This is a genomic window from Yunchengibacter salinarum, assembly GCF_037658235.1.
GTDB classification, from domain to species: domain Bacteria; phylum Pseudomonadota; class Alphaproteobacteria; order Sphingomonadales; family Kordiimonadaceae; genus Yunchengibacter; species Yunchengibacter salinarum.
In genome coordinates this window covers 317710-342404 of record NZ_JBBJLN010000002.1, presented here as the reverse complement: position 1 = coordinate 342404, position 24695 = coordinate 317710, and the positions used below count along the sequence as shown (strand labels likewise).

The window sequence follows — 24695 nt, the reverse complement described above, 5'->3', positions numbered from 1 at the left end:
GAAGAGGCCCGCCACAGCGGCGAGCCCCTTTGCACTGTGCCCTTTGGGGAGGCATCAGAACTTGTAGTTCACACCCAGCAGATAGGTGCGGCCAAAGCGCTGATGATCGATCACCTGCCGGATATCTTCATTGTCGATGGTCACAAAGGGTTCGTCGGTCAGGTTATTCCCCTGCAAGGTCACGGTCAGCCCCTCAAGGCTGGAACCGGCCTGAAATTCATAGGAAATCTGGGCATCCATCAGGAACTCGCCCCTGACCGTGCGCAGAATGCGGGTGGCGCTGAGGCCGGATACCTCGCCGAGGAAATTGCTGCGATAGCGTTCGCTGATCCGGGCCTCGAACCCGCCCTTCTCAAAATAGAGCGTGGAATTGACCACCCATTCGGACAGGCCCGGAACGGTGATCTTCGCCCCCTCCGGGTTCAGGCGAATGGAGCTGTCCGTATAGGACACGCTGGTCAGGGCGCCGAAGCCTTCCAGTGCCGGGGCGATCACATCGGCGGGCAGATTGGCGGAAAATTCAAAGCCGCCGATCTCGCCATTGCCGGTGTTGCGCGGGCCGGAAACAATGCCCTGCGTGGTGCCCAGCACCGCCTGCTGATCGAGGGTCAGGAAAAAGTCCTGAAAGCTCTCGAAATCAAAGACGAAGCTGGAATTGGGGTCGATATAATCTTCCAGGTCCTTGTAGAACAGCGCGAAGGACACGATCCCCGCCCCGTCGGCGAAATAGTGTTCCAGCGACAGGTCCACGCTGTTGGACATATAGGGCCGTAGCCGTGCATTGCCGCCGCTGGACGAGAAGAAGGACTGGTTCGGGTCCGTACTGGTGAGCTGGGCGAAATTGACGCTCAGGTCCTGGCTGGCGGATAGCTGATCCATCCGGGGGCGGGTCAGGGTCCGCGCCGCGCCGAGCCGGACGCGGGTATTATCCGCCACCTGAAAGTTCAGGTTCAGAGATGGCAGGACGCGCCAGTAATCGTCGCCGTCGGTGATATCCACCACCGTGCCGCCGCTGCCGTCACTGCCGCCCTGAATGGTGAAACCGCTGGATTCCTGATCCGTATAGACCACCTGCACCCCGGCATTACCGGTCACGGCCATGCCGCCGATGGCGCCGTCCAGGTCCGCCTTGATCCAGCTTTGTATCACGTCCTCGCGCACATCCCAGTTCCGGGTGACCACAAAGGGCCGGTCATCCACCACCTGCGTGTAAACGCCGCTTTCCACCAGCGCCAGCGGATCATAGGTGACCTGCCCCGGAATGCCGATGAAATCCAGCGAGACCGTTTCATCCAGCAGAGCGGATTCCGGGATTTCCGCGCTGGTGGCGCCGCCCAGGGTCAGAAAGCGCTCGTCGGCGATCTTGGACTTGTCGCGGCGGCTCAGGTCCACACCCACCTGAAGATTGGCGAGGAAGCCGCTTTCAAAGCGTTTGTCCACCATGAATTTCAGGTGGGTCAGTTCGTCGTCCACCTCCGGCTGGTTCAGGAAACCGGCCTGTGTCAGCGGATCGCCGGGGCGGGAGCCCGCACCCCACCCCTGCGGGTCGGTCAGGCGGAACAGGCTGGTATCGGTGTAATCCAGCGACGGATCGAACTGGATCACGCCATTATCGGGAATGGAAAAGCCCAGATCGTCCGTGGCGCCCTCGCCCGCCGGGCCGGTCCCGGCATAGCTTTCCAGCAGCAGGTCGTTGCGCTCGGCACGGCTGTAGCTGATGTCCGCCGTAACCATGATGTCGTCGGCGATGTCATATTCGATATTCCAGCCACCGGCGAACAGTTCGGCGTCGCGCTTGTCCAAATCATTGCGCATCACGCCCTTCACGCCGGAAAAGGTACCTTCCGTCACCAGGCCGTCATCCACGGTGAAGCCGGGCTGCAACTGGGCGGCGGACCAGAACAGCGGCAGCTCGATGCCCCGCTTGACCTGGGTTTCCTGAAAATCGGAATAATACAGGTCCAGCGTGGTGCGGAAATTGCTGCGCGGGTCGTATTCCAGCGTGCCCATCAGGCCCACACGGTCCAGATCGTTGCTCTGTACAAAGGGCTTGGACCCGCCGATCACCAGCGCATTGTCATCCAGCGCCGGGAAGCCCCAGGCATTGAATTGCTCGTTCTGGGTGGGGGTGCTTTGGATGGCGGCGCCAAGCGCCACGCCCACCGTATCGTCCGCGAACTGGTCCACATAGGTGACACTGCCACGGAAACCATCACGCGGGCTGTCGGGGTTCAGCGCCGCTTCCTCGTTGAATTCATAGCGGGCATTCACCGCCACGATGCGCTCCCCCGATTCCAGTGGCCGGATGGTCTGCAAATTGACCGTACCGGCAAGCCCCTGCCCGATCAGCCCGGCATAGGGCGTTTTATGGACCAGCGCGCCATTGATCAGCTCTGACGGATACTGGTCGAATTCCACGCCCCGGTTATCGCCCACGGACACCTGTTCCCGCCCGTTCAGCAGGGCGGTGGAAAAGTCCGGCGACAGGCCGCGAATGGAAATCACCTGCGCGCGGCCTTCCAGCCTTTGCGCCGTCAGGCCCGGTAGCCGGGCGAGGCTTTCCGCGATGGAAACATCCGGCAGCTTGCCGATATCCTCCGCCGACAGGGCTTCCACAATGCCCTGGGCGTTGCGCTTCTTGGCAATGGCGGTCTTGATGGAGCTGCGGAAGCCGGTCACCACCACTTCCTGAAGCTCAAGGGAGGGGTCGCGCTGATCCGCTTCCTCCACCGGGTCCACCCCGCCCTGATCCTGCGCCATGGCCGGCGCGGTGGCCAACGCGATCACAGAGGCGGATGCAAAAATTTTCAAACGTGTTCTGGCGGACATGCCGCCCGGTTCAAATAACATGGTATTCCTCCCGATTCCCTCAAATGGCCGCCCCGTGATCCCGTCCGCGCGCCTGTGCCGACGCTTTGGCCGTGGGGCAGTGCCGCAAACCCGCCTCCCCTGATTGGCCGGAATGCTTTTCTTTCAATAAGGGAGGAGCCCCGTGGCGCCCCATGCCGCCTTCCCCCGGCAACACCGGCCCAACAGGCCGCGAATGGCTTGACCGACCATCCGCCCTCCCCTGGCGCAGTCCCGACACTGAAACCGCATTTTGCAAAAATCAAGGAATTTTTCACATTTTTTTCATTATTGCACCGCAAAACACGTCACGCCACATGCACCCTGTTAATAGTATAAATATATGATATTAAGTCATTTTTATAGATAATGCATGTATTGCAGCCTCGGATCGCCAGAAGCTTTTTTCCAAAATTTTTTGGATTACCCCTTTTAATTTTGCATTTTTTTGCAATACTCGACTCCCAACGGAAGAGCCGGATCGCACGGCTGACGTCCGCCAAACGGGCGGACAGCGTGACCAAAGGGGGCAGGAGCCATGGCGGCCAACGCGCGCACATTCACGACCCTGCGGGGCAACGGGGAACGCCGTCGTCAATATGTGGGCGGAAAAGGGTCCGCCGCATGGTTCGCCCGGTGCGCGGGCGCGGCGGCGCTTGCACTGGTGGCCGGCCTTGCCGACGCCCCCGGCCCGATGCTGTCCGGCGCCGCGCGGGCTGAATCGGCCGCGGCGCCCGCAACGGCGGATATGCCCTGGCGCCAGCGCCCCATCACCGACGATGTGATCTATTTCGTCATGCCCGACCGGTTCGACAATGGCAGCTCCGCCAATGACCGGGGCGGGCTGGACGGTGACCGGTTGCGCCACGGGTTCGACCCCGCCCACAAGGGATTCTTCCATGGCGGCGACCTGAAAGGGCTGATGGGGCGGCTGGATTATTTACAGGACCTGGGCATCACCGCCATCTGGATGACACCCATTTTCAAGAACAAGCCGGTTCAGGGCATCGGCGCCCAGGCCAGCGCCGGATATCACGGCTATTGGGTGACCGATTTCACCCGCATCGACCCGCATCTGGGCACCAATGCGGACCTGAAGGCCCTGGTGGATGCCGCCCATGCCCGCGGCATGAAGGTATTCTTCGACATCATCACCAATCATACGGCGGACGTAATCAAATATCGGCAATGCCTGCCGGAAGCCGCCCGGTCTTCTGCCGCACGGATTCCCGACTGCCCCTATCTGAACCGCGAAAGCCACCCCTATACCACGCGCGGCCTGCCGGACGGCCCCGCCATCAACCGGGGCTTCAGGGGAGACGCCCCGCCCCATCAGACGGCAGAAAATTTCGCCCGGCTCATCGATCCGGCCTATGCCTACACGCCCTATGTGCCCGCTTCGGAAAAGTCCGTCAAAGTGCCCGACTGGCTCAATGATCCGATCTATTATCACAATCGCGGCGACAGCCACTGGGAAGGCGAAAGCGCACTATTCGGCGATTTCGCCGGGCTGGACGACCTGTTCACCGAGCATCCCCGCGTGCTTCGCGGCATGATCGACATTCACAAATTCTGGATCAGCGAAGTGGGCATTGACGGCTTCCGCATCGACACGGTGAAGCATGTGGGCGATGCGTTCTGGCGCGCCTTCATCCCCGCCATTCGCAAGCACGCCCGACAAGAGGGCATCCCCGATTTCTATATCTTCGGGGAAGTGTATGAGCCGGACCCCGTCGTCCTGTCCCGCCATGTGCGGGAAGCGGGCCTGCCGCAGGTTCTGGATTTCCCGTTCCAGAGCGCGGCGCAGGCCGTGTTCGCGGACGGCGCCCCCACCCACAAGCTGGCCACCCTGTTCGCGGCGGATGCGCTTTATGGCGGGCCGGCGCGGGCGAACCGCCTGCCCGTCTTTCTTGGCAATCACGATATGGGCCGCATCGGTCGCTTCATCCGGCAATCCGACCGCTTCATGACCGATGAAGAGCGCCTGAACGCCCTGAAAACCGCCCATGCCTTTCTTTTCTTCGCGCGGGGCGTTCCCGTGATCTATTATGGCGACGAACAGGGCTTCACCGGCGACGGCAACGATCAGGACGCGCGGGAAGACATGATGCCGAGCCAGGTGGCCAGCTACCGCGACAACCGGCAGATCGGCACGGACGCAACCCCCGCCAGCGAGAATTTCGACACCAGCCACCCGCTCTATGCGGCCATTCGCGCCTTCAGTGGCCTTTACAAGGCCCACCCCGCCCTGCGCCGGGGCGTGCAGACCCCGCTTTACGCCACCCGCAAGGGGCCGGGCCTGTTCGTTCTGGCCCGACGGGACAGCGACAGCGGCGAAAGCGTATTGTTCGCCGTCAACACCGCCCGAAGCGCCCGAAGCACCACCGTGGCCACAAGCGCCGCCGCGCTGGCAAAGCTGGGGGGTGACGGCACCATGACCGCCACCGGGGACGGCGTGACGGTTCAGGTTCCCGCTTTAAGTTTCGCCCTGTACCGCCGCCAGCCATAAGCGCACCGGGCGAAGCCACCCGCGCCACAAAAAAGAAGCCCCAGACAAGAAACCACAGACAAGAAACCACGACAGCAGGACCCACACCATGAGCCAGCACTTTTCCCGAACGGCACAGGCCACCCCGTCACCGCCGCAAAACAGGGGGCAGGCGAAATCCGCCACGCCAGACGATGCCTGGTGGCGCGGCGGCGTGGTCTATCAGATCTATCCCCGCAGCTTCATGGACAGCAATGGCGACGGCATTGGCGACCTTCAGGGCATTCTGGCGCGGCTGGACTATGTGGCGGCGCTTGGCGTGGATGCGGTCTGGCTGTCGCCTTTCTTCCGCTCCCCCATGGCCGATTTCGGCTATGACATTTCCGATTTCACCGATGTGGACCCGATTTTCGGCACGCTGGACGATTTCGACCGGATTCTGGAAAAGGCCCACGAACTGGGCCTGAAGGTGGTGATCGATCAGGTCTATTCCCACAGTTCCATCGCCCATCCCTGGTTTCAGGAAAGCCGCACCAGCCGCACCAATCGACGGGCGGACTGGTATGTGTGGGCGGACCCCCGGCCCGATGGCAGCCCGCCCAATAACTGGCAGTCCCTGTTCGGCGGCCCGGCCTGGACATGGGATGCCCGGCGCAAACAGTATTATCTGCACAACTTCCTGAGCCGTCAGCCGGACCTGAACGTGCGCAACCCGGATGTGCAGGAAGCCCTGCTCGCCACCGCCCGTTTCTGGCTGGATCGGGGTGTGGACGGCTTCCGGCTGGATGCCACCAATTTCTACATGCATGACCCGGCACTGACGGACAACCCGCCCCATCCGGCACCACAGGGCGCCACCCGTTCCTGCGATTTCCAGCTCCATGTGCACAACCGCTCGCAGGATGACAATTTCGCCTTCATCCAGCGCTTGCGGGATTTGCTGGACAGTTACGGCGCGCGCTTTTCCGTGGCGGAAATCGGGGACAACAGCCCGGTGGAAGAAGTGGCCAGCTTCACTGATGGCCCGGACAAGCTGCACACCGCCTACAGCTTCGTGTTTCTGGAAAGCGACCGTATCAGCCCCGCCATCGTGCGCAAGGCGGTGGAGGACTGGGAAGCAGCGACCCGGATCGGCTGGCCGTCCTGGACCTTTGGCAACCATGACGCGCCGCGCCCGCTGACCCGCTGGTCCAACGCCGACGACCCGCACTTCGCCGCCATGCTGATCGCGCTGGTGTTGAGCCTGAAGGGCACACCCTTTCTGTATCAGGGGGAGGAACTGGGCCTGCCACAGGCCCATGTGCCCTATGAACGGCTGACCGACCCGGAAGCCATCGCCAATTGGCCGGAAACCCTGGGCCGGGATGGGTGCCGCACCCCTTTTCCATGGTCCGGCGAGGCACCGCATGGCGGCTTTTCCAGCGCCACGCCATGGCTGCCGATGGACCCGGCGCACCTGCCGCTCGCCGCCGACCGGCAGGAAGCGGACCCGGCCTCCACGCTCAATTTTACCCGCTGTTTTCTGCGCTACCGGGCCGGGCAGAAAGCCCTGCGGCACGGCGATATCATCTTTGCGGACACACCGATGAACGCCGCGCCGGACGCGGTGGTCGCCTTTGAGCGTCGGGCGGAAGGGGAAAGCCTGCTGTGCCTGTTCAACATGGATAGCGCACCCTGCACCGTGCCCCTGCCCGATGGCACATGGACCCTGGAAACGCAAACCGGCCTTCAGGGCCGGATCGAAGCGGGCGGCCATGCCACCCTGCCCGCCTATGGCGGCCTGATCGCCCGGAAATCATAGATCGTCAAGCCGCCGGGGCGGGGCGGGTTGGGTCAAGTCGGGCCGGGGTGGGGCATCACCCCAGCGCGCCGCAGCTTTCCCGCACGATCAGTTCGGTGGCGAGCATTTCCGAGCGCACATCCTCCCCACGGATGCGGCGCATCAGCTTGGCCACCAGCATACGGCCCCCCAGCGCCACATCCTGCCGGATGGTGGTCAGCGAGGGGCTGATGAAGCTGGACGTGTGCGTGTCGTCATAGCCCACAACGCTCACATCCCGCGGCACGGAAACGCCATTGGTGGCAAGCGAGCGCAGCGCCCCCATGGCGATCAGGTCGGAAGCCGCCACGATCCCGTCCAGCACGGCGCCCTGCGCCAGCAGCGCTTCCACCGTTTCCATGGCCGAATCCACGAAGAACTGGGTCGGATGCACCAGGGCCGGGTCCACCGTCATGCCCGCCTTTTCCAGCGCCGCCTTGTAGCCGCGATAGCGCAGCGTCACTTCCCAGCTTTCCACGTCGCCCAGAAAGGCAATGCGCTTGCGGCCCAGACGGATCAGATGGCTGGTGGCCACCTCCCCGCCCCGGAAATTGTCGCTGCCGATGGTGCAATAGGCCTGATCATCCAGTTCCGCCCCCCACACCACGAAGGGCAACTGGCCGCGCACGGACCTGCGGGCCATGCTGTTCAGCACCGCGTGCATATTGCTCTGGCCAACAAAGATCAGCCCGTCCGACCGGCCCGGCGCCACCAGCGTCTCGATCGCTTCCGGCCCGTCCGGCATGATGTGAGACAACAGCATGTCGCACTGCTGCTCCCGAAGCGCGTCGGCGATACCGCCCAGAAGGTCCAGCAGGAAGGGATCGGAAATGCGCGTATCCCGGCCCTGCGGCGGGGGCACCACCACCGAAATGGTGCGCACGGGCCGGGCCACTTCCGCCCGACGGGGCCGGGAAAAGCCCGCCTGGCGCAGAACCTCGTGGATATGGTCGCGGGTGCGCGCGCTCACCAGCGGGCTGTCATTCAGCGCCCGGCTTACGGTGGCCACCGACACCCCGGCCTTTTTGGCCACATCCTCCAGCCGAAATTTTTTCCGCGCCATCATATCCCCCGGATCATGTGTTGCGCCGACATTTGCAAAAATTTGCACGCTTCGCAAAACCTTTGTCACCCGGCGCGTCCGGTTGCCATCAGACACCGCCCGGCCACAAACAGCTTGACAGCAGGGCGGCCTGGCCTCATAAGCAGCGACACCACTTACATGTCTCGCGATAGCGCGTAGGGCCGGGCAATCCGGCTGAGTTCTCGGGCCATTTTTCTCATCCATCCCGTTCTGGCCGCGCCCGGCACCGGATACAAGCGCCAAGGCGCAAACCGATGCCCCGCGTGATGCGGCGGCAGCGCTGGCGTATACAGGACATTTCATGACAATTTCGACTTTCGACCAACTCGGCCTGGCCGAGCCCCTTGAGCGTGCCCTTGCGGATCGCGCCTTCACCACCCCCACGCCCATTCAGGCGGCTGCCATTCCGGCGCTGCTGGAAGGGCGCGACGTTCTGGGCATCGCCCAGACCGGCACCGGCAAGACCGCCGCATTTGCCCTGCCCGTTATTCACCGCCTGATCAACGGCGACCAGGCGCGCCCGCACCACCCCAAGGCGCTGATTCTGGCGCCGACCCGCGAACTGGCCAGCCAGATCGCTGAGGAAGTGCGCACGCTGGCCACGCATGTGCGCCTGCGCACCACCGTTATTTTCGGCGGCGTGAACCAGCGCGGCCAGGTCAAGGCGCTGAGCCGGGGCGTGGACGTGCTGATCGCCACGCCCGGTCGCCTGCTGGACCTGATGGGCCAGGACAAGGTGCGCCTCGGTGAGGTGGACACGCTGGTGCTGGACGAAGCCGACCGGATGCTGGACATGGGCTTCATGCGGGACCTGAAGAAGATCATCCCGCACCTGCCCGCCAAGCGCCAGTCCCTGCTGTTTTCCGCCACCATGCCGGATAGCATCGCGGCGCTGTCCCGCGATCTTCTGAACAATCCCAAGCGCGTGGAAATGGCCGCCGAAACCACCCCGATCGAGCGGATCACCCAGCAGGTGCATCATGTCACGCCGGATGACAAGCGCGGCCTTCTGGGCGAGCTTCTGGAAAATCCGGCGCTGGAACGGGTGATCGTTTTCACCCGCACCAAGCACCGCGCCGACCGGCTGGCCACCCAGATTCACAAGGCGGGGATCAAGGCGGATGCCATCCATGGCAACAAATCCCAGAACGCCCGTCAGCGCGCGCTGAAAAACTTCCGGGACGGTCAGCTTCGGGTTCTGGTGGCCACCGATATCGCCGCCCGCGGCATTGACGTGGACGACGTGACCCATGTGATCAATTTTGAACTGCCCAACGAGGCGGAAAGCTATGTGCACCGCATTGGCCGCACCGCCCGCGCCGGGCGCAGCGGCACGGCCATCTCCTTCTGTGACAAGTCGGAGCGCGGCTATCTGGCGGCCATTCAGCGCCTGACCGGCCTCAAGCTCACCGTGATTGGCGATGCCCCGCCGGAGCCGCAGCGCAAACCGGGCGGCAAAAAGGCGGGCGGCAAGCCCGGTGGTCGCCGTAACGGCCCACCGCGCGGCAACAAAACGGGGGGCAATCGCCCGCCGATGCAAAACACGGGCGAGCGGCCCATGCGGCGGCGTCCGGCGGCCTAGGTCGACGCACACCGACAGGCACAAAACCGGATACGGAAAAGGGGGCGGCGACGCCCCCTTTTTTCATGCCATTTCCCCGGTCTTTTCTCAGGCAATGCCCTTGAATTGCGCCTGATCCCGTCCCCGCGCCCGTGCATGAAAGGGAACATGAAGGGGAAAGTGTCATAATCCTTTAGCCGCATGTCGTTTTTGAATTTCGTGACCGGCCCAAAAGCGCTAAAATGATCACCATCAAAGGGTATCGGAAACGGTGCCCGGCCTCCGGCACGGGAGGGTGCGCGGTGACGGCAGACAGGAAAGACGCACGGCCCCCGCCGCAGGCCGACAGCCGCGCGGCACGCCGCCTTATGGTGGCCAGGCCCGCAACGCGGCTTATGGCGGACGGGTCCACGCGCCGCGACCCGTCGCCCCGGCCCCTGGCGGAAGAAACGCCCACCGCCCTAGTCTATAATGGCGTCTCTCATGTGGTCATGATGGCGACCCCGGCGGACCTTGAGGATTTCGCCACCGGCTTTTCCCTGTCGGAAGGGCTGATCCACTCGGCGGCGGACATCAAGCGCCTGTCCGTGCGCACCGTGGATGCGGGCCTGCTGGTGGACATCACCATCCCTCCGCCCCTTATGGAACGCTTGATCGACGCCCGGCGCAATATTGTGGGGCAGACCGGCTGCGGCCTGTGCGGGGTGGAAGACCTGGAAGACGCGATCCGCCCCCTCGCCCCGTTGCGGCACGCGCCCCGAATCGACCACCACGCCCTGCACACCGCCCTTCTGGCCCTGCGCGACCATCAACCCCTGAACCGGGACACGGGCGCCGTTCACGCCGCCGCCTTCGCAGACTCCACAGGCCGGATCAAGGCCATCCGGGAGGATGTGGGCCGCCATAACGCACTGGACAAACTGACCGGCTGGCTGGCCCGCACCGGGCCACCACCGGAAAGCGGCGCCGTGATCATGACCAGCCGCTGTTCCTATGAACTGGTGCAGAAAACCGTCTGTGCGGGGGTGCCGGCACTGGTCACCATTTCCGCCCCCACGGCGCTGGCGGTTCGGCTGGCCGAACAGGCGGGCCTGACCCTTCTGGCCCTGGCCCGGCAGGATTCCATGCTGTGCTTCCATGACCCGCACGGCCTGTTCCCCGCGCCCGAAGACCACCCTTGTGAAAGCAGCGCATCATGACCGACAGCCCCGAAAACACCCATGCCCATTTGGCTCCCGCCAACACGGCCCCCACCCATCGCGGGGACAGCCCGCCATCGGCGCCCTGGCCTGCCTTTGACGCGGCACAGGCAGCCCGGATCATCGAAACCGGCGCGGCGGAAGAAGGCGCCCTGCTGGAGACCATGATCCGGCTTCAGGCGCGCTTCGGCTGCGTCCCGGCCGAGGCGCTGCCCATGCTGGCGGAAGCCTTCAACCTGTCGCGGGCGGAAGTGTACGGCGTCAAGAGCTTCTATCACGACCTTCGGGATGCACCGCCCGGCCCCTATGTTCTCAAACAGTGCCGGGCGGAAGCCTGTCAGGCGGCGGGGGCGGCAGCGGTGGAGACCCATCTCAAAACCCGGCACGGCCTGCGGGATCACGAAACGGACGGACGCTCAGGCATCACCATGGAGCCGGTCTATTGCCTGGGCAATTGCGCGCTGGGGCCGAACCTGATGATCAATGAGGATGTGCATGGCCGCCTGACCCCGGAGCGGATCGACGGCCTGATAACCCGGCTGAAAAACGGAGGGCGCTCATGACGCGGAACACGACACAGGAAGCGCCTGTCAGGGTCTATGTGCCAAGGGAAACCGCCGCCCTGTCCGTCGGCGCGGAGGAAACGGCCCGCGCCCTCATGGCGGCGGCACGATCGCGCGGCATCCGGCTGGATCTGATCCGCACGGGCGGGCGCGGCGCCCACTGGCTGGAACCGCTGGTGGAGACGGACGGGCCGAACGGGCAGCCTGAAGAGCGGCTGGCCTATGGCCCGCTGACGGCCATGGATGCGGACTCCGCCCTTGATCACATGCTGGGCCTTGCCCATGACCACGACCGCTTTTTGGGCCCGGTGGCCGATATTCCCTATTTCAGGGTGCAGGACCGCCTGACCTTTCGCCGCGCCGGGGTCACGGACCCCCTTTCGCTGGCCGACTATGAAGCCCATGGCGGGCTGAAGGGCCTGAAGGCCGCCCTTGCCATGGACGGCGGCGACGTGGTGGAAGAACTGGTCACATCGGGCCTGCGCGGGCGGGGCGGCGCCGCCTTTCCCACCGGCATCAAATGGCGCACCGTGCGCGAGGCCGAGGGAGCGCGCAAATTCATCGTCTGCAATGCGGACGAAGGCGATTCCGGCACCTTTGCGGATCGCATGATCTTCGAGGCGGACCCCTTTCTGCTGATTGAGGGCATGGCCATCGCCGCCCATGCCGTGGGCGCCGGGGCGGGCTATGTCTATCTGCGTTCGGAATATCCGCTGGCCCGCGATGTATTCCGCGACGCGCTGGACCGGGCGCGGAAGGCGGGCCTGCTGGGGCCGGACGCGCTGGGCCTTGGCCGCCCGTTCGATATCACGCTCAGAATGGGGGCGGGCGCCTATATCTGCGGCGAGGAAACCGCCATGCTGGACAGCCTTGAGGGCAAGCGCGGGCAAGTGCGGGTCAAGCCGCCCCTGCCCGCCATCGAAGGGCTGTTCGGCGCGCCCACCGTGGTCAATAATGTGCTGTCGCTGGCCGCTGTGCCCGACATTCTGGCCGAAGGCGGCGCCGCCTATCAGGCGCGCGGCATCAACCGGTCCCGTGGCACCACGGCCTTTCAGCTTGCCGGCAATATCCGTCGCGGCGGGCTGGTGGAGGCCCCCTTCGGCATGAGCCTGAAAACCCTGATCGAGGATGTGGGCGGCGGCACGCTGAGCGGGCGGCCCATCGGCGCCGTGCAGGTGGGCGGGCCGCTGGGCGCTTATGTGCCGCCGCACAAACTGGATACCCCGCTGGGCTATGAGGAACTGGCCGATATTGGCGGCATGATGGGCCATGGCGGCATCGTGGTGTTCGACGACAGGGTGGACCTTGCCGCGCAGGCCCGCTTCGCCATGGAATTCTGCGCCCTCGAATCCTGCGGCAAATGCACCCCCTGCCGCATCGGCGCCGTGCGCGGCCTGGAAGCCATTGACCGCATGATCGCCGACGGCGCCACCGAAGACGGGCGCGCAGACCTGAAAGACCTGTGCACGCTGATGCGTGATGGTTCGCTCTGCGCCATGGGCGGCCTGACCCCCACCCCTGTCACAAGCATACTGGACGGCTTCCCGGATGCCTTTGCCGGACCCCACCCCGATAGCGGGAGACCCACGCCATGACCACGCAATTCGCCAAACCGCACTATCTGGAACCCGATATGGGCACCCCGCCGCCGAAAAACGGCGAGGGCGACCCCGTATCCCTGACCATTGACGGACACAGCGTCACCGCACCGGCGGGCACCACCCTGATGCGGGCGGCGGCGAAAGCGGGGGTGGACATTCCCAGGCTGTGTGCCACGGAAAGCCTTGAGCCCTTCGGCTCCTGCCGCATGTGCCTGGTGGAAATCGAAGGCAAGGCGGGCACGCCCGCGTCCTGCACCACGCCGGTGGCGGAGGGCATGACCGTCACCACCCGCTCGGCGCGCCTTCAGGCAATGCGCAAGGGCATTGCGGAACTGTACCTGTCCGACCATGACCCGGCGGCGCACACCGGCGGCTGCGAACTGGAGCAGATCGCCGCGGACCTTGGCGCGGACGCCGCGCGCTTCCGCCCGGACACGGCCAGCCCAAGGCCGGAACGGGACCACAGCAACCCCTATTTCAGTTTCGATCCCGGTTCCTGCATCGTCTGTTCCCGCTGCGTGCGCGCCTGTGACGAAATTCAGGGCACACTGGCGCTGACCATCGCAGGCCGTGGCTTTGGCAGCCATGTGGCGGCCAGCGCCGGGGAAAGCTTTTTCGAGTCCGAGTGCGTGTCTTGCGGCGCCTGTGTGCAAGCCTGCCCCACGGACGCGCTGACGGAAAAATCCGTGCTTGATGCCGGGCTGCCGGATCGCGCCGTGGAGACCACCTGCGCCTATTGCGGGGTGGGTTGCGGCTTCAAGGCCGAAATGAAGGGGGACCAACTGATCCGCATGGTGCCCAGCAAGCACGGCAAGGCCAATCACGGCCATAGCTGCGTCAAGGGGCGCTTCGCCTGGGGCTATGCCATGCACCCGGATCGCATCACCAAACCCATGATCCGGGACAGCATCACGGACCCCTGGCGGGAAACCGGTTGGGATCACGCGCTGGATGAAGCCGCCCGCAGGCTGACCGCCATCCGCGAAACGCATGGTCGCAAGGCCATTGGCGGCATCACCTCTTCCCGCTGCACCAATGAGGAGGTGTTCGCCGTCCAGAAAATGATCCGCGCCGCCTTTGGCAACAATAATGTGGATACCTGCGCGCGGGTCTGCCACTCCCCCACCGGGTACGGCCTGAAGCAGACGCTGGGCACGTCCGCCGGAACCCAGGATTTCGACAGCGTAATGGCGGCGGACGTGATTCTGGTTATCGGCGCCAACCCCACCGAGGCCCACCCCGTCTTTGCCAGCCAGATGAAGCGCCGCCTGCGACAGGGAGCGCGGCTGATCGTGATTGATCCCCGGCGCATCGGCCTGGTGAAACAGCCCCATATCCGGGCGGACCACCATCTGCCGCTGAAGCCCGGCACCAATGTGCTGATGCTGAACGCCCTGGCCCATGTGGTGGTGACCGAAGGGCTGGTGGACACGCCCTATGTGGCCGACCGCTGCGAGGCGGACAGCTTCGCCGAATGGCGGGATTTCGTCGCTGATCCGCGCTTCGCCCCCGAAGCCGTGGCCGGGGAGATCGGCGCGCCCGCCGAGGACATTCGCGCGGCTGCCCGGCTGTATGCCGAGGGGCCGCGATCGGCCATTTATTACGGCCTCGGCGTGACCGAACATTCACAAGGGTCCACCGCCGTCATGGCGCTGGCCAATCTGGCCATGGCCACCGGCAATCTGGGCATCAACGGCGCGGGCGTGAACCCGTTGCGGGGCCAGAACAATGTACAGGGGTCCTGTGACATGGGCTCCTTCCCGCATGAATTCGCCGGATACCGTCCGGTGTCGGACGATGTCGTGCGCCATGCCTTCGAGGCGGACTGGGGCGTAACCCTGGACGGCGAACCCGGCCACCGCATCCCCAACATGATGGACGCCGCCATTGATGGCCGCTACCGGGGCATGTTCATTCAAGGGGAAGACATCGCCCAGTCGGACCCCAACACCCGCCACATTCAGGCGGCCCTCAAGGCGCTGGACTGCCTGATCGTACAGGATCTTTTCCTGAACGAAACCGCGCGCTACGCCCATATCTTCCTGCCCGGCACCAGCTTTCTTGAAAAGGACGGCACCTTCATCAATGCGGAGCGGCGCACCTCGCGCGTGCGGCCCGTCATGGACCCGCAATGCGGCAAGCATGAGTGGCAGGTGGCCGCGGAACTGGCCAGCCGCATGGGCTATGACATGCACTATGACAGTGCCGCCGATATCATGGACGAAGTGGCCCGCCTGACACCGAGCTTTGCCGGCATCAGTTTCGAGCGGCTGGACCGGGAGGGCAGCATTCAGTGGCCCTGCAACGAGGCCGCGCCCCAGGGCACGCCCATCATGCATGTGGACCGCTTCGTGCGCGGCGAAGGGCATTTCGTCGTCACCGATTATGTGGCCACGCCGGAAAAAGTGAACCGGCGCTTCCCGCTGATCCTGACCACCGGACGCATTCTCAGCCAGTACAATGTGGGCGCCCAGACCCGGCGTACGGAAAACGCCCGCTGGCACGACGAGGATGTGCTGGAAATCCATCCCCACGATGCCGAGCAACGGGGCATCCGCACCGGTGACCGGGTGCGCGTCGCCAGCCGCAAGGGGGATGTGACCCTGGCCGCCGAAATCTCGGATCGGGTGGCGCCGGGCGTGGTCTATACCACCTTCCACAACCCGGAAAGCGGCACCAATGTGGTGACCACCGAACTGAGCGACTGGGCCACCAACTGCCCGGAATACAAGGTCACGGCGGTGGATGTGCGGCTGACCAACGCCCTGTCCGACTGGCAGGAAGAAGACCGCGCCTTTGGCCGGGAAAGCCGGGTGATCACCACGGAGCCCGCCGAATAGGCGGGGTTTGTTACCGCTCACGCAAGCGCGCTATCGCGCGCGCTCCGCGAGGGCGCCGCATAGGCGGCGGGCCACGGTCGTGGCCTCCGCTCATCCCGCGTTTGGCGGGATGGCGGTAGAAGCAACGTCGGTGCGGGTTTGTTACCGCTCACGCAAGCGCGCTATCGCGCGCGCTCCGCGAGGGCGCCGCAGGGGCGGCGGGCCACGGTCGTGGCCTCCGCTCATCCCGCGTTTGGCGGGATGGCGGTAGAGGCAACGCCGGTGCGGGTTTGTCTCCGCTCACGCAAGCGCGCTATCGCGCGCGCTCCGCGAGGGCGCCGCATAGGCGGCGGGCCACGGTCGTGGCCTCCGCTCATCCCGCGTTTGGCGGGATGGCGGTAGAGGCAACGCCGGTGCGGGCGGGAAGCTGTTTTGTTTATCGCTCCGTGCCAGTGCGTGCGGCCAGCATGTGTTCAGCGCGGGTCAGGTCCGCCGGGCGGTTTATATTGAAAAAGGCATCGGCATCTTCGAACGGCACCTCTGCGGCGGCGGTGGCTGATATCAAATCCTGCACGGGGCGGCCACCGTCCGTCTCGAACAGCGCGCGGGCGCGGTCCAGTGCGGCAAGGGGCCAATAGCCCAGGACCGGATGCGCCCGCCCCCCGGCCACGGCGATGGCGGGGCCGCCGGGCGCCGTCAGCCGGGCCGCCAGATCATGGGGAAAAAAGGGGGCATCCACCGGCACGGTCAACAAGCCGTCATATTTCGCCCCGGCATGACGGCGCGCGGCCCGGATACCGGCAAGCGGCCCCCGCACCCCGCCCGGTGCATCGCCCAGCACGGGCAGGTCGAACCCGCCATCGTCCCGGCCACTGATCACCACATCGTCCACCTGCGGCATCAAGCGCGAAACGGCACGGTCCAGCAGGGTGCGGCCACCAAGGGCCACCGCCGCCTTGTCCCCCCGGCCAAGACGCTCGCCGCGCCCGCCCGCCAATATAACTCCCAGAAGGGCCATGCCGCAGTTTTCCATGACCGCATTATGACCTTGCGGGCCGATACTGGCCAGAGGCCGGCATGTTCAGGACCGCAGAGCGGTGTTGTCCGGGTCGAACGGGCTTTCCGGCACCACCACCGCGCTGTGGCGCTGGCCCAGAATATCAATCTCGAACCGCTCCCCCGCCTCGGCCAGATCGGGGCGGACCATGGCAAGCGCCAGGCTTTTCTGTGTGCGAAAGCCATAGGCCGCGCTGGTCACCCGGCCAATCAGCGCGCCATCCCGGTACAGCGGATTGTTGCCCACGGGGTCGACATCCGTCACATCGGTCACTTCCAGCGTCACCAACCGGTTATCGAAACCGGATGCCTGCCAGCGGGTCAGCGCATCCCGCCCGTTGAAATCCCCCTTGTTCAGGTGCACGAAGCGATCGAGCCCGGATTCCAGCGCCGCATATTCGATGGACAGCTCCGCCCCCGGCATACGATAGGACTTTTCGATCCGCATGGATTCCATGGCCCGGATGCCGAAGGGTTTGATGCCGTGCGGCTCGCCAGCCTCCATGAGCGCATCGAAAAGCTGGTTCTGATATTCGATGGGATGGTGCAGTTCCCACCCCAGTTCGCCGACGAAATTCACCCGCATGGCCCGCACCGGCGCCATGGCGATGGTCACATCCCGCCCGGTCAGCCATTTGAAAGCATCGTTGGAAAAATCATCCGGCGACAGGGATTGCAGCACATCCCGCGCCTTCGGCCCGGCCAGCACCAGCACGCCCAGAGTGTTGGTCAGATTGTCCAGGCGCACGCTGCCGTCATCGGGCATATGGCGCCGCAGCCAGTCATGATCTAGGCATTGATAGGCCCCGGCGGAAACCAGATAGAAACTGTCCGCCGCTTCCCGCATGATGGTGAACTCGCTGTGGACGCCGCCACCGGGCGACAGGGCGTGCGCCAGGGTGATGCGCCCCACGGCCTTCGGCAGCCGGTTGGCCACCAGCCGGTCCAGAAAATCCTGCGCCCCCGGCCCCGACACACGCGCCTTGGCGAAGGCGGTCATGTCCAGCAGGCCCACATTGCTTGTCACATTGCGCACCTCTTCGCCCACCGGCTCGAACCAGCGGGAGCGGCGGAAGGACCAGTGATCTTCCTGCTGCCACCCTTGCGGCGCGAACCAGTTGGGCCGTTCCCAGCCGAATTTCTGGCCGAAAACCGCGCCCCGCGCCTTCATCCTGTCATAGCAGGGCGCCGTGCGGTGAGGTCGCGCGGCGGGGCGCTCCTCGTCCGGGTAGTGGATGGTGAACACATTGGCATAGGCTTCCTCGTTCTTTTCCACCAGATAGCCATGGGTCACATAATCGCCGTAACGGCGGGGGTCCACGCCCAGCATGTCGATGCCGGGCTCGCCCTCCACGATCCATTCGGCCAGTTGCCAGCCCGCCCCGCCAGCGGCGGTGATGCCGAAACTGTGCCCCTCGTTCAGCCAGAAATTACGCACGCCCGGCGCCGGGCCGACCACCGGGTTACCGTCCGGCGTATAGGCGATGGCGCCGTTATACACTTCCTTGACGCCCGCTTCGCTGAAGATCGGCACCCGCGCGATGGCGGACTCGATATGCGGCATCAGCCGGTCGATATCCTCCTGAAACAGCTCATATTCGCTGTCCGGGTGCGGGCCGTTCCGGTAGCAGGCGGGCGCACCCTTTTCATAGGGGCCGAGCAGCAGACCACCCGCCTCCTCCCGCATGTACCAGGAGCCATCGGACTCCCGCAGAACACCCAGCTCCGGCAACCCTTTGGCATGGCGTTCCTTGATCAACGGGTGTGGCTCGGTCACGATGAACTGGTGCTCCACCGGCATGACGGGCACATTCAACCCCACCATGGCGCCGGTCTGCCGGGCGAAATTACCGGTGGCGGAAACCACATGCTCACAGCGGATATCCCCCTTGTCCGTGCGCACCAACCATTCCCCGTTCGACTGGCGTTCTATGCCGGTGACGGTGGTATAACGCCTTATGGTGGCACCCCCGGCGCGGGCCTTGCGCGCCAGACATTGGGTCAGGTCGGCGGGCTGCACATAGCCGTCGTCCGGGTGGCGAATGGCGCCGACCAGGCCGTCCGTCACACAGAGCGGCCAGATATCCCGCACCTCGTCGGGGGTGAGAAAGTCCACATGCACGCCGATGGTCTCCGCCACGCCCGCATATTGGTGATATTCGTCCATCCGGTCCCGCGTGGTGGCAAGCCGGATATTGCTGACCGGGCGGAAGCCGATATCCTCGCCGCTTTCCTCCCCCAGACGGCGATAGAGATTGACCGAATATTTGTGAATCTGGCCCACGGAATAGCTCATATTGAACAGGGGCAACAGGCCCGCCGCGTGCCAGGTGGACCCGGATGTCAGCTCCTTGCGCTCGATCAGAGTCACGTCCGACCAGCCCTTCTGCGTCAGATGATACAGGGTGGAGACCCCCACAACACCGCCACCAATGACAACGACCCGTGCCGTCTCCGTCATGTCGTCTCTCCCATACTGTCGTGCGCGGCCCCGGCGGCGGACGCCCCCGGTGCGCGGGTTGGCCGGCCTTCGCCCCGAACATGGGCGCGAAGGGTCTCAAGCGGGGTGAACCATTCCAGGCGTGGTGTCATCGGTGCCCGGTCCACATTAGGGGCGCCGCGCCCGGCTTCATGATCAGGCAGCCGGAGCGTGCGGCAATCCAGGCTGAAGCGGCTGCACCCGTCCGGCACCACATGGCTGGCGTGCAGATGCGCGGCGGAAAAGGCCAGCAGCGTATCGGGCGGGATCAGAACCGGGCGGCCACCGCCGGGCGGCGGGCCGGTCAGGCTGGGCAGCAGGGGATAATCGCCCGTGGTGTCGGCGCGGAGCGCCTCGAACGACCAGTGTGCCGTATCGTTCGGCAGGGCCGTATCGAACAGGCCCGGCCAAAGCACCATGGTATTGCCTTCCCGCAGCGGATAAAGCGGCAGCCACCAGTTGACCTGCGCGTCCAGCCCCGCACCCCAACTGTCCCGGTGGGGCGGCAGGGGCAATGTGCGCCGCCCGCGCGCCGCAAGGCGGCTCGGCACCACCCTGAGCCGCAGACGGTCGCTCAGTGTTGTTTCACGATCATGGCCGAAGGCCGCCAGCACATCCAGCCACGCCCCCTGAACCGCGCTGTCTTCCGCCACGCGCTTGCGGGCCGCGGTGCTGGCTTTGCGGAAGACTGACGGGGCCATATGGGCCTCCGCCGCTTCAGGGTTGTCGCTGTTGAAGCAATCGCACAGGATCGCCCGCACCCGCGCACCCAGCCGCCGCAGGGCGGGCACCTCTGTCACATGCACCAGACTTCCGGCGAAAACGGCATCGGCCAGGGCGGTCGGCGTTGTCAGCGCTGCTCCCGACTGCAAAGACAGGCCCGTCATGGGTCAGGACAGTCCGACAATCCGGTTCCCCTCGTCCAGGCCGATGGTCAGGGCCGCCGGATAGCGCGGCAGGCCCGGCATGGTCATCAGGTCGCCGCAAACCACCACCACGAACCCGGCCCCGGCGGACAGGCGCGCTTCGCGCACAGGCAGGGTGAAGCCATCCGGCGCGCCCTTGGCGGTCGGATCGGCGGAAAAGCTGTACTGGGTCTTGGCGATGCAGACCGGGAAGTGGCCATAGCCCAGTTTCTCGAATTCCCGAAGCTGACGGGCCGCCGCGTCCGACACCGCGATATCGTCGGCGCGATACAGCTTTTGGGCCACGGTGCGCACCTTGTCTTCCAGCGTCATCTCGTCCGGGTAGGACAGCTTCAGGGATACGGGCGCGTCCCGGATCTGGTCACGCACCGCCTCAGCCAGCGCCGTCGTGCCCCGGCTGCCTTCGGCCCAGTGCTTCGCCACCACCACCCTGACGCCGATCCCGGCACAGGCCGCTTCCACCGCCGCCACTTCGGCGTCACTGTCATGAATGAAATGATTGAGCGCCACCACCGGCCTGATGCCGAACTGGCCCAAATTCTCCACATGGCGCTTCAGATTGACCGCACCGCGGCGGACGGCATCCGGGTCGTCCTGCCCCAGATCGTCGCGCCCCACGCCGCCATGCATTTTCAGGGCGCGGATCGTGGCCACCAGCACCACGCCGTCCGGGCTGAGGCCGGATTTGCGGCACTTGATGTCCAGAAACTTCTCCGCCCCCAGATCAGCGCCGAAGCCCGCTTCCGTCACCACCACGTCGTTAAGCGCCAGCGCCGCCTTGGTGGCCATGACCGAATTGCAACCATGGGCGATATTGGCAAACGGGCCGCCATGGATGAAGGCGGGATTGTGTTCCAGGCTCTGCACCAGATTGGGCGCCAGCGCATCCTTCAGCAGAACGGCCATGGCGCCGTCGGCGCCGATGTCGCGGGCGGTGACGGGGGTTTTGTCCCGGCGCCGGGCCACGATGATGTCCCCAAGACGCAATTGCAGGTCGGACAGGCTTTCCGACAGGCACAGAATGGCCATGATCTCCGAGGCCACGGTGATGTCGAACCCGTCTTCGCGCGGCACACCGTGCGCCGGGCCGCCCAGCCCGATGGTGATGTTTCTGAGCGCCCGGTCGTTCATGTCCACCACGCGGCGCCAGACCACGCGGCGGGTGTCGATATCCTGCTTGTTGCCCCAGTGCAGATGGTTGTCGATCATGGCCGACAACAGGTTATGCGCCGAGGTGATAGCGTGGAAGTCCCCGTTGAAGTGAAGATTGATGTCCTCCATCGGCACCGCCTGCGCCCGGCCACCGCCGGCGGCCCCGCCCTTCATGCCGAAACAGGGGCCGAGGGACGGTTCCCGAAGGCAGACGCTGGATTGCATCCCGATGGCATTGAGACCGTCATTGAGCCCCACGCTGGTGGTGGTCTTGCCCTCTCCCGCCGGGGTGGGGGTGATGGCGGTCACCAGAATCAGCTTTCCCCGTGGGCGATCCTTGAGGCTGTCTATATAATCCAGCGACAGTTTCGCCTTGTAATGGCCGAAGGGGATCAGGGCATCCGCCGGAATGCCCATGCGCTCCTCCGCCAGGGGCAGAATGGGCCGCATGGTGGCGGCGCGGGCGATCTCGATATCCGGGGCGCCCGGCTCCGGCAGGCTGTCAGGCGCCGACAGGCTGTCGGGCGGTTGGGCGGCGGCAATGTCCTGAATGGTCGTCACGGTCTCTCTCCTGACAAGAAGGCAATCTCACTCCGCCCCGGCAAGGACGGTGCTTCCACCGGTTTCCGGCACTGTCACGGGCACGGATTCCTCGCCCGATCGCAAACGGTCCAGCCAGGTGGCCGCCACCCGCAGGCCGCCAAAGGGGAACACATGCATCCCCGCCAGATTGTGTTCCGGCCAGCGCGCCCGGTATCCGGCCAGCGCGCCCACCAGGTCATCCGGCGTCCAGCGGGAAAACAGACGGCCCACCATGTCGGGACGTTTGGCCAGCATACGCGCGGACTGGCCCACACCGCAGGCCATGGCCATGCGGATCAGGGTCTTCAGCCGGGTCGGCCCCGGTACGCCCACACGCACCGGCAGGTCCAGCCCTGAAACGGCCAGCCGGTCCAACCAGTGAAACAGTGGCTCGGACGTGAAGATGAACTGGGTCACGATCCACATTTCGGTCCCTGTTTCCCGCGCATAGGCCCGCTTTTCCAGCAGCGCGCGGAACAGGGTATCGTCATCCGCCACGGGGTGGCCTTCAGGGTGACCGGCCACGCCCATCATGCGGAAGCCGTGGCGCACCGGCAGCCCGGTTTCCAGCAGGTCCAGCGTGCTGGCAAAGGGCCCGCGCGGGGTCGATGTGTCCCCGGCGATAAGCAGCATCCGATCCGCCCCCGCTTCCCTGAGACGGGCCAGAAAATCATCCAGCGCCGCGCGGGACGGCATGGTGCGCGCGGGAACATGCGGAACGGGCACCAACCCCCTGGCCCGCACCTGTGCCGACGCCCGGATCACCGGCTCCACGCTGCCACCGGGCAGGAAGGGGATATAAACGCTGCTGCCGGATGGCAAAAGCGCCGCCATGTCCGCTTCCCCGTCGATCTGGGCCGGGGTCGCCTCCACCGTCACATCCTGCAACAATGCCCTGAGCGGCGGCAGGTCTTGCGCCGTGTCGGGCAAACGGGGCGCCGTCTCAGGCGCGGGGGGTGCGGTATCCTTCGGGGCCATGGCATGTCTCCTTCGGCGGGGGCATCGGCGGGGCGCCAGGGTAACGGGGCGAAAGGGCATCACGCCCATCCGCCCCGGCACCTCAATAGGCGTAGTCGCGGCCTTTATATTTCGCCACTTCCCGCGCATTCGGGTTCACCGAGGGCCGGAACGGCACGTCCACCACCTCGGCGGCCACGCTGGGGCCGGGGTGGCCCACGCGGTATTCCTCCGGCAGGTGAACATGCAGCTTGGTGCCCACTGCCGTATCGTTTATGGGCACATAGGCCAGAGCAATGTTGATCTGAAGCTCCGGCGAGTACCAGGGCGAGGTCACATAGCCGATGGGCTCGCTGTCTTCCTCGCGGGAGATCAGCCAGAAATCCGGCGCGTAATCATCCACCGGCAGCCCGCCAAAGGTGATCCCCACCATCTTGGTTTTGAAGGGCGGGTTGCCCGCCTCGATCTGGGCGCGCACCTCTTCCAGGCGGGCCTTGCCGATATAGTCGGCGGTCTTCTTGCGCGGCACCTGATAGGCCAGATTGCATTGGAAAGGCAGCGTTTCCTGATCGATGTCCTGCCCCCAGGACAGGATGCCCGCCGCGATGCGCCGATGGTGCGCCGGGGCGATGACCGTCAGATTGTGCTTCCGGCCCGCATCCAGCACGGTGTTCCACATGGCCTCCGCATGGATTGTGGCGTCATAGAGATAGATCTCGTACCCCTTTTCGCCGGTGAAGCCGGTCTGGGAAATGATCACGTCCCGGCCCGCCACTTGCCCGGCCATCAGGCCGTAATAGGGGATGTCGCTGACGGCCTCGCCGAACAGGTCCGTCATCAGGGCTTCGGACTTGGGCCCCTGAATCTGCACCGGCGCCACGTCGATCTCGGCGATGGTTACATCATAACCCTTGCCCAGATTGACTCCGCGCAGCCACATTTCCAGATCGCTGTCGGAAATGGAGAACCAGAATTCATCCTCGCTGATGCGCAGCAGGACCGGATCGTTCAGAATGCCGCCCTCTTCATTGCACAGGATCACATATTTGCCGTGCATGGGCTTGATCCGGGTGGCATCCCGCGTGATCACGTAATTGACAAAGGCTTCCGCATCCGGGCCCTTCACCTGAATCTGGCGCTCCACCGCCACATTCCACATGGTCACATGATTGATCAGGGCGTCATATTCCACCATGGCACCACCGTCTTCGGGGCGCACATAGCCGCGCGGGTGATAGATGCGGTTGTAAACGGTGGCCCGCCAGCACCCTTCCCGGTGCGACAGGTGCCAGTATGGCGACTTGCGGACCCGCGTGGAAATCAGCATTTCCACCGGTGTGCGGCCGCTCTGGCGCAGATTGATGGGAACGCGCCGATCGCTCTGATCCACGCTTTGGGGCTGATAGGCGGTTTCGAGGTCCGCCGCGCCGAGTTCAGGGGTGAATGTATCGTCCATAACGGGCTTCCTTTGCCAAAGGGACACCAAATTTCGTGTCCCAGCATAGGCCCGCCATCGCCGCGTCACTTCACCACAACGGACAAATTTCATACCAAACAGGACA

General features: G+C 65.0%; 15 protein-coding genes. 7 read left to right on the top strand and 8 right to left on the bottom strand.

Going from position 1 to position 24695, the window contains the following annotated elements:
* Positions 1–54: 54 nt before the first annotated feature.
* Positions 55–2850 (bottom strand): TonB-dependent receptor, encoded by a 2796-nt coding sequence (locus tag WGH93_RS03620; protein ID WP_374763486.1) that lies wholly within the window; start codon positions 2848–2850, stop codon positions 55–57.
* Between the two features lie 691 nt (positions 2851–3541).
* Between WGH93_RS03620 and WGH93_RS03615 the strand changes: the two genes are divergently transcribed.
* Together WGH93_RS03615 and WGH93_RS03610 are read left to right on the top strand one after the other, a co-directional pair.
* Positions 3542–5356: an alpha-amylase family glycosyl hydrolase gene (locus WGH93_RS03615; protein ID WP_374763498.1), complete on the top strand. Its 1815-nt coding sequence runs from the start codon at positions 3542–3544 to the stop codon at positions 5354–5356.
* 88 nt (positions 5357–5444) lie between these two features.
* Positions 5445–7136: an alpha-glucosidase gene (locus WGH93_RS03610; RefSeq protein ID WP_374763485.1), complete on the top strand. Its 1692-nt coding sequence runs from the start codon at positions 5445–5447 to the stop codon at positions 7134–7136.
* 55 nt (positions 7137–7191) lie between these two features.
* On the opposite strand, the gene WGH93_RS03605 is transcribed toward WGH93_RS03610, so the two are convergent.
* On the bottom strand, positions 7192–8220 hold the full coding sequence (locus WGH93_RS03605) for a LacI family DNA-binding transcriptional regulator (RefSeq protein ID WP_374763484.1): 1029 nt from the start codon (positions 8218–8220) through the stop codon (positions 7192–7194).
* 319 nt (positions 8221–8539) lie between these two features.
* Between WGH93_RS03605 and WGH93_RS03600 the strand changes: the two genes are divergently transcribed.
* The 5 genes from WGH93_RS03600 to fdhF all read left to right on the top strand — a co-directional run bounded on the left by WGH93_RS03600 (position 8540) and on the right by fdhF (position 16002).
* A complete protein-coding gene (locus tag WGH93_RS03600; RefSeq protein ID WP_374763483.1) occupies positions 8540–9820 on the top strand; it encodes a DEAD/DEAH box helicase in 1281 nt (426 codons plus the stop codon).
* 281 nt (positions 9821–10101) lie between these two features.
* On the top strand, positions 10102–10998 hold the full coding sequence (gene fdhD, locus WGH93_RS03595) for a formate dehydrogenase accessory sulfurtransferase FdhD (RefSeq protein ID WP_374763482.1): 897 nt from the start codon (positions 10102–10104) through the stop codon (positions 10996–10998).
* Positions 10995–11561, top strand: a complete 567-nt coding sequence (locus WGH93_RS03590; protein WP_374763481.1) for an NAD(P)H-dependent oxidoreductase subunit E — start codon at positions 10995–10997, stop codon at positions 11559–11561. Before fdhD ends, WGH93_RS03590 begins: the two co-directional genes overlap by 4 nt.
* Positions 11558–13156 (top strand): NADH-ubiquinone oxidoreductase-F iron-sulfur binding region domain-containing protein, encoded by a 1599-nt coding sequence (locus WGH93_RS03585; RefSeq protein WP_374763480.1) that lies wholly within the window; start codon positions 11558–11560, stop codon positions 13154–13156. The genes WGH93_RS03590 and WGH93_RS03585 overlap by 4 nt, the downstream gene beginning before the upstream one ends.
* Complete coding sequence (gene fdhF, locus WGH93_RS03580) at positions 13153–16002, top strand: formate dehydrogenase subunit alpha (protein ID WP_374763479.1); 2850 nt, start codon at positions 13153–13155, stop codon at positions 16000–16002. The genes WGH93_RS03585 and fdhF overlap by 4 nt, the downstream gene beginning before the upstream one ends.
* Before the next feature lie 415 nt (positions 16003–16417).
* Here fdhF and mobA read toward each other — a convergent pair whose 3' ends face one another.
* The 6 genes from mobA to WGH93_RS03550 all read right to left on the bottom strand — a co-directional run bounded on the left by mobA (position 16418) and on the right by WGH93_RS03550 (position 24589).
* Positions 16418–16999, bottom strand: a complete 582-nt coding sequence (mobA, locus tag WGH93_RS03575) for a molybdenum cofactor guanylyltransferase (RefSeq protein ID WP_374763478.1) — start codon at positions 16997–16999, stop codon at positions 16418–16420.
* Positions 17000–17062: 63 nt separating this feature from the next.
* Complete coding sequence (locus WGH93_RS03570; protein WP_374763477.1) at positions 17063–19498, bottom strand: GcvT family protein; 2436 nt, start codon at positions 19496–19498, stop codon at positions 17063–17065.
* Positions 19495–20403 (bottom strand): hypothetical protein, encoded by a 909-nt coding sequence (locus WGH93_RS03565; RefSeq protein WP_374763476.1) that lies wholly within the window; start codon positions 20401–20403, stop codon positions 19495–19497. The genes WGH93_RS03570 and WGH93_RS03565 overlap by 4 nt, the downstream gene beginning before the upstream one ends.
* 3 nt (positions 20404–20406) lie before the next feature.
* Positions 20407–22110, bottom strand: a complete 1704-nt coding sequence (locus WGH93_RS03560; protein ID WP_374763497.1) for a formate--tetrahydrofolate ligase — start codon at positions 22108–22110, stop codon at positions 20407–20409.
* 72 nt (positions 22111–22182) lie between these two features.
* Positions 22183–23154, bottom strand: coding sequence for a methylenetetrahydrofolate reductase (locus WGH93_RS03555; RefSeq protein ID WP_374763475.1), 972 nt, complete (start codon positions 23152–23154; stop codon positions 22183–22185).
* Positions 23155–23236: 82 nt separating this feature from the next.
* Positions 23237–24589 carry a glycine cleavage T C-terminal barrel domain-containing protein gene (locus tag WGH93_RS03550; protein ID WP_374763474.1) on the bottom strand — a complete coding sequence of 451 codons (1353 nt, stop codon included), beginning with the start codon at positions 24587–24589 and terminating at the stop codon, positions 23237–23239.
* Positions 24590–24695: the final 106 nt, after the last annotated feature.

Bases quoted from the DNA above. Each gene is read 5' to 3' on its own strand.
- WGH93_RS03565 (WP_374763476.1), bottom strand. From the start codon at position 20,403: ATGACGGGCCTGTCTTTGCAGTCGGGAGCAGCGCTGACAACGCCGACC.
- WGH93_RS03570 (WP_374763477.1), bottom strand. From the start codon at position 19,498: ATGACGGAGACGGCACGGGTCGTTGTCATTGGTGGCGGTGTTGTGGGG.
- WGH93_RS03550 (WP_374763474.1), bottom strand. From the start codon at position 24,589: ATGGACGATACATTCACCCCTGAACTCGGCGCGGCGGACCTCGAAACC.
- WGH93_RS03610 (WP_374763485.1), top strand. From the start codon at position 5,445: ATGAGCCAGCACTTTTCCCGAACGGCACAGGCCACCCCGTCACCGCCG.
- WGH93_RS03590 (WP_374763481.1), top strand. From the start codon at position 10,995: ATGACCGACAGCCCCGAAAACACCCATGCCCATTTGGCTCCCGCCAAC.
- WGH93_RS03600 (WP_374763483.1), top strand. From the start codon at position 8,540: ATGACAATTTCGACTTTCGACCAACTCGGCCTGGCCGAGCCCCTTGAG.
- WGH93_RS03620 (WP_374763486.1), bottom strand. From the start codon at position 2,850: ATGTTATTTGAACCGGGCGGCATGTCCGCCAGAACACGTTTGAAAATT.
- mobA (WP_374763478.1), bottom strand. From the start codon at position 16,999: ATGGCCCTTCTGGGAGTTATATTGGCGGGCGGGCGCGGCGAGCGTCTT.
- WGH93_RS03555 (WP_374763475.1), bottom strand. From the start codon at position 23,154: ATGGCCCCGAAGGATACCGCACCCCCCGCGCCTGAGACGGCGCCCCGT.
- WGH93_RS03605 (WP_374763484.1), bottom strand. From the start codon at position 8,220: ATGATGGCGCGGAAAAAATTTCGGCTGGAGGATGTGGCCAAAAAGGCC.
- WGH93_RS03615 (WP_374763498.1), top strand. From the start codon at position 3,542: ATGCTGTCCGGCGCCGCGCGGGCTGAATCGGCCGCGGCGCCCGCAACG.
- WGH93_RS03585 (WP_374763480.1), top strand. From the start codon at position 11,558: ATGACGCGGAACACGACACAGGAAGCGCCTGTCAGGGTCTATGTGCCA.
- fdhF (WP_374763479.1), top strand. From the start codon at position 13,153: ATGACCACGCAATTCGCCAAACCGCACTATCTGGAACCCGATATGGGC.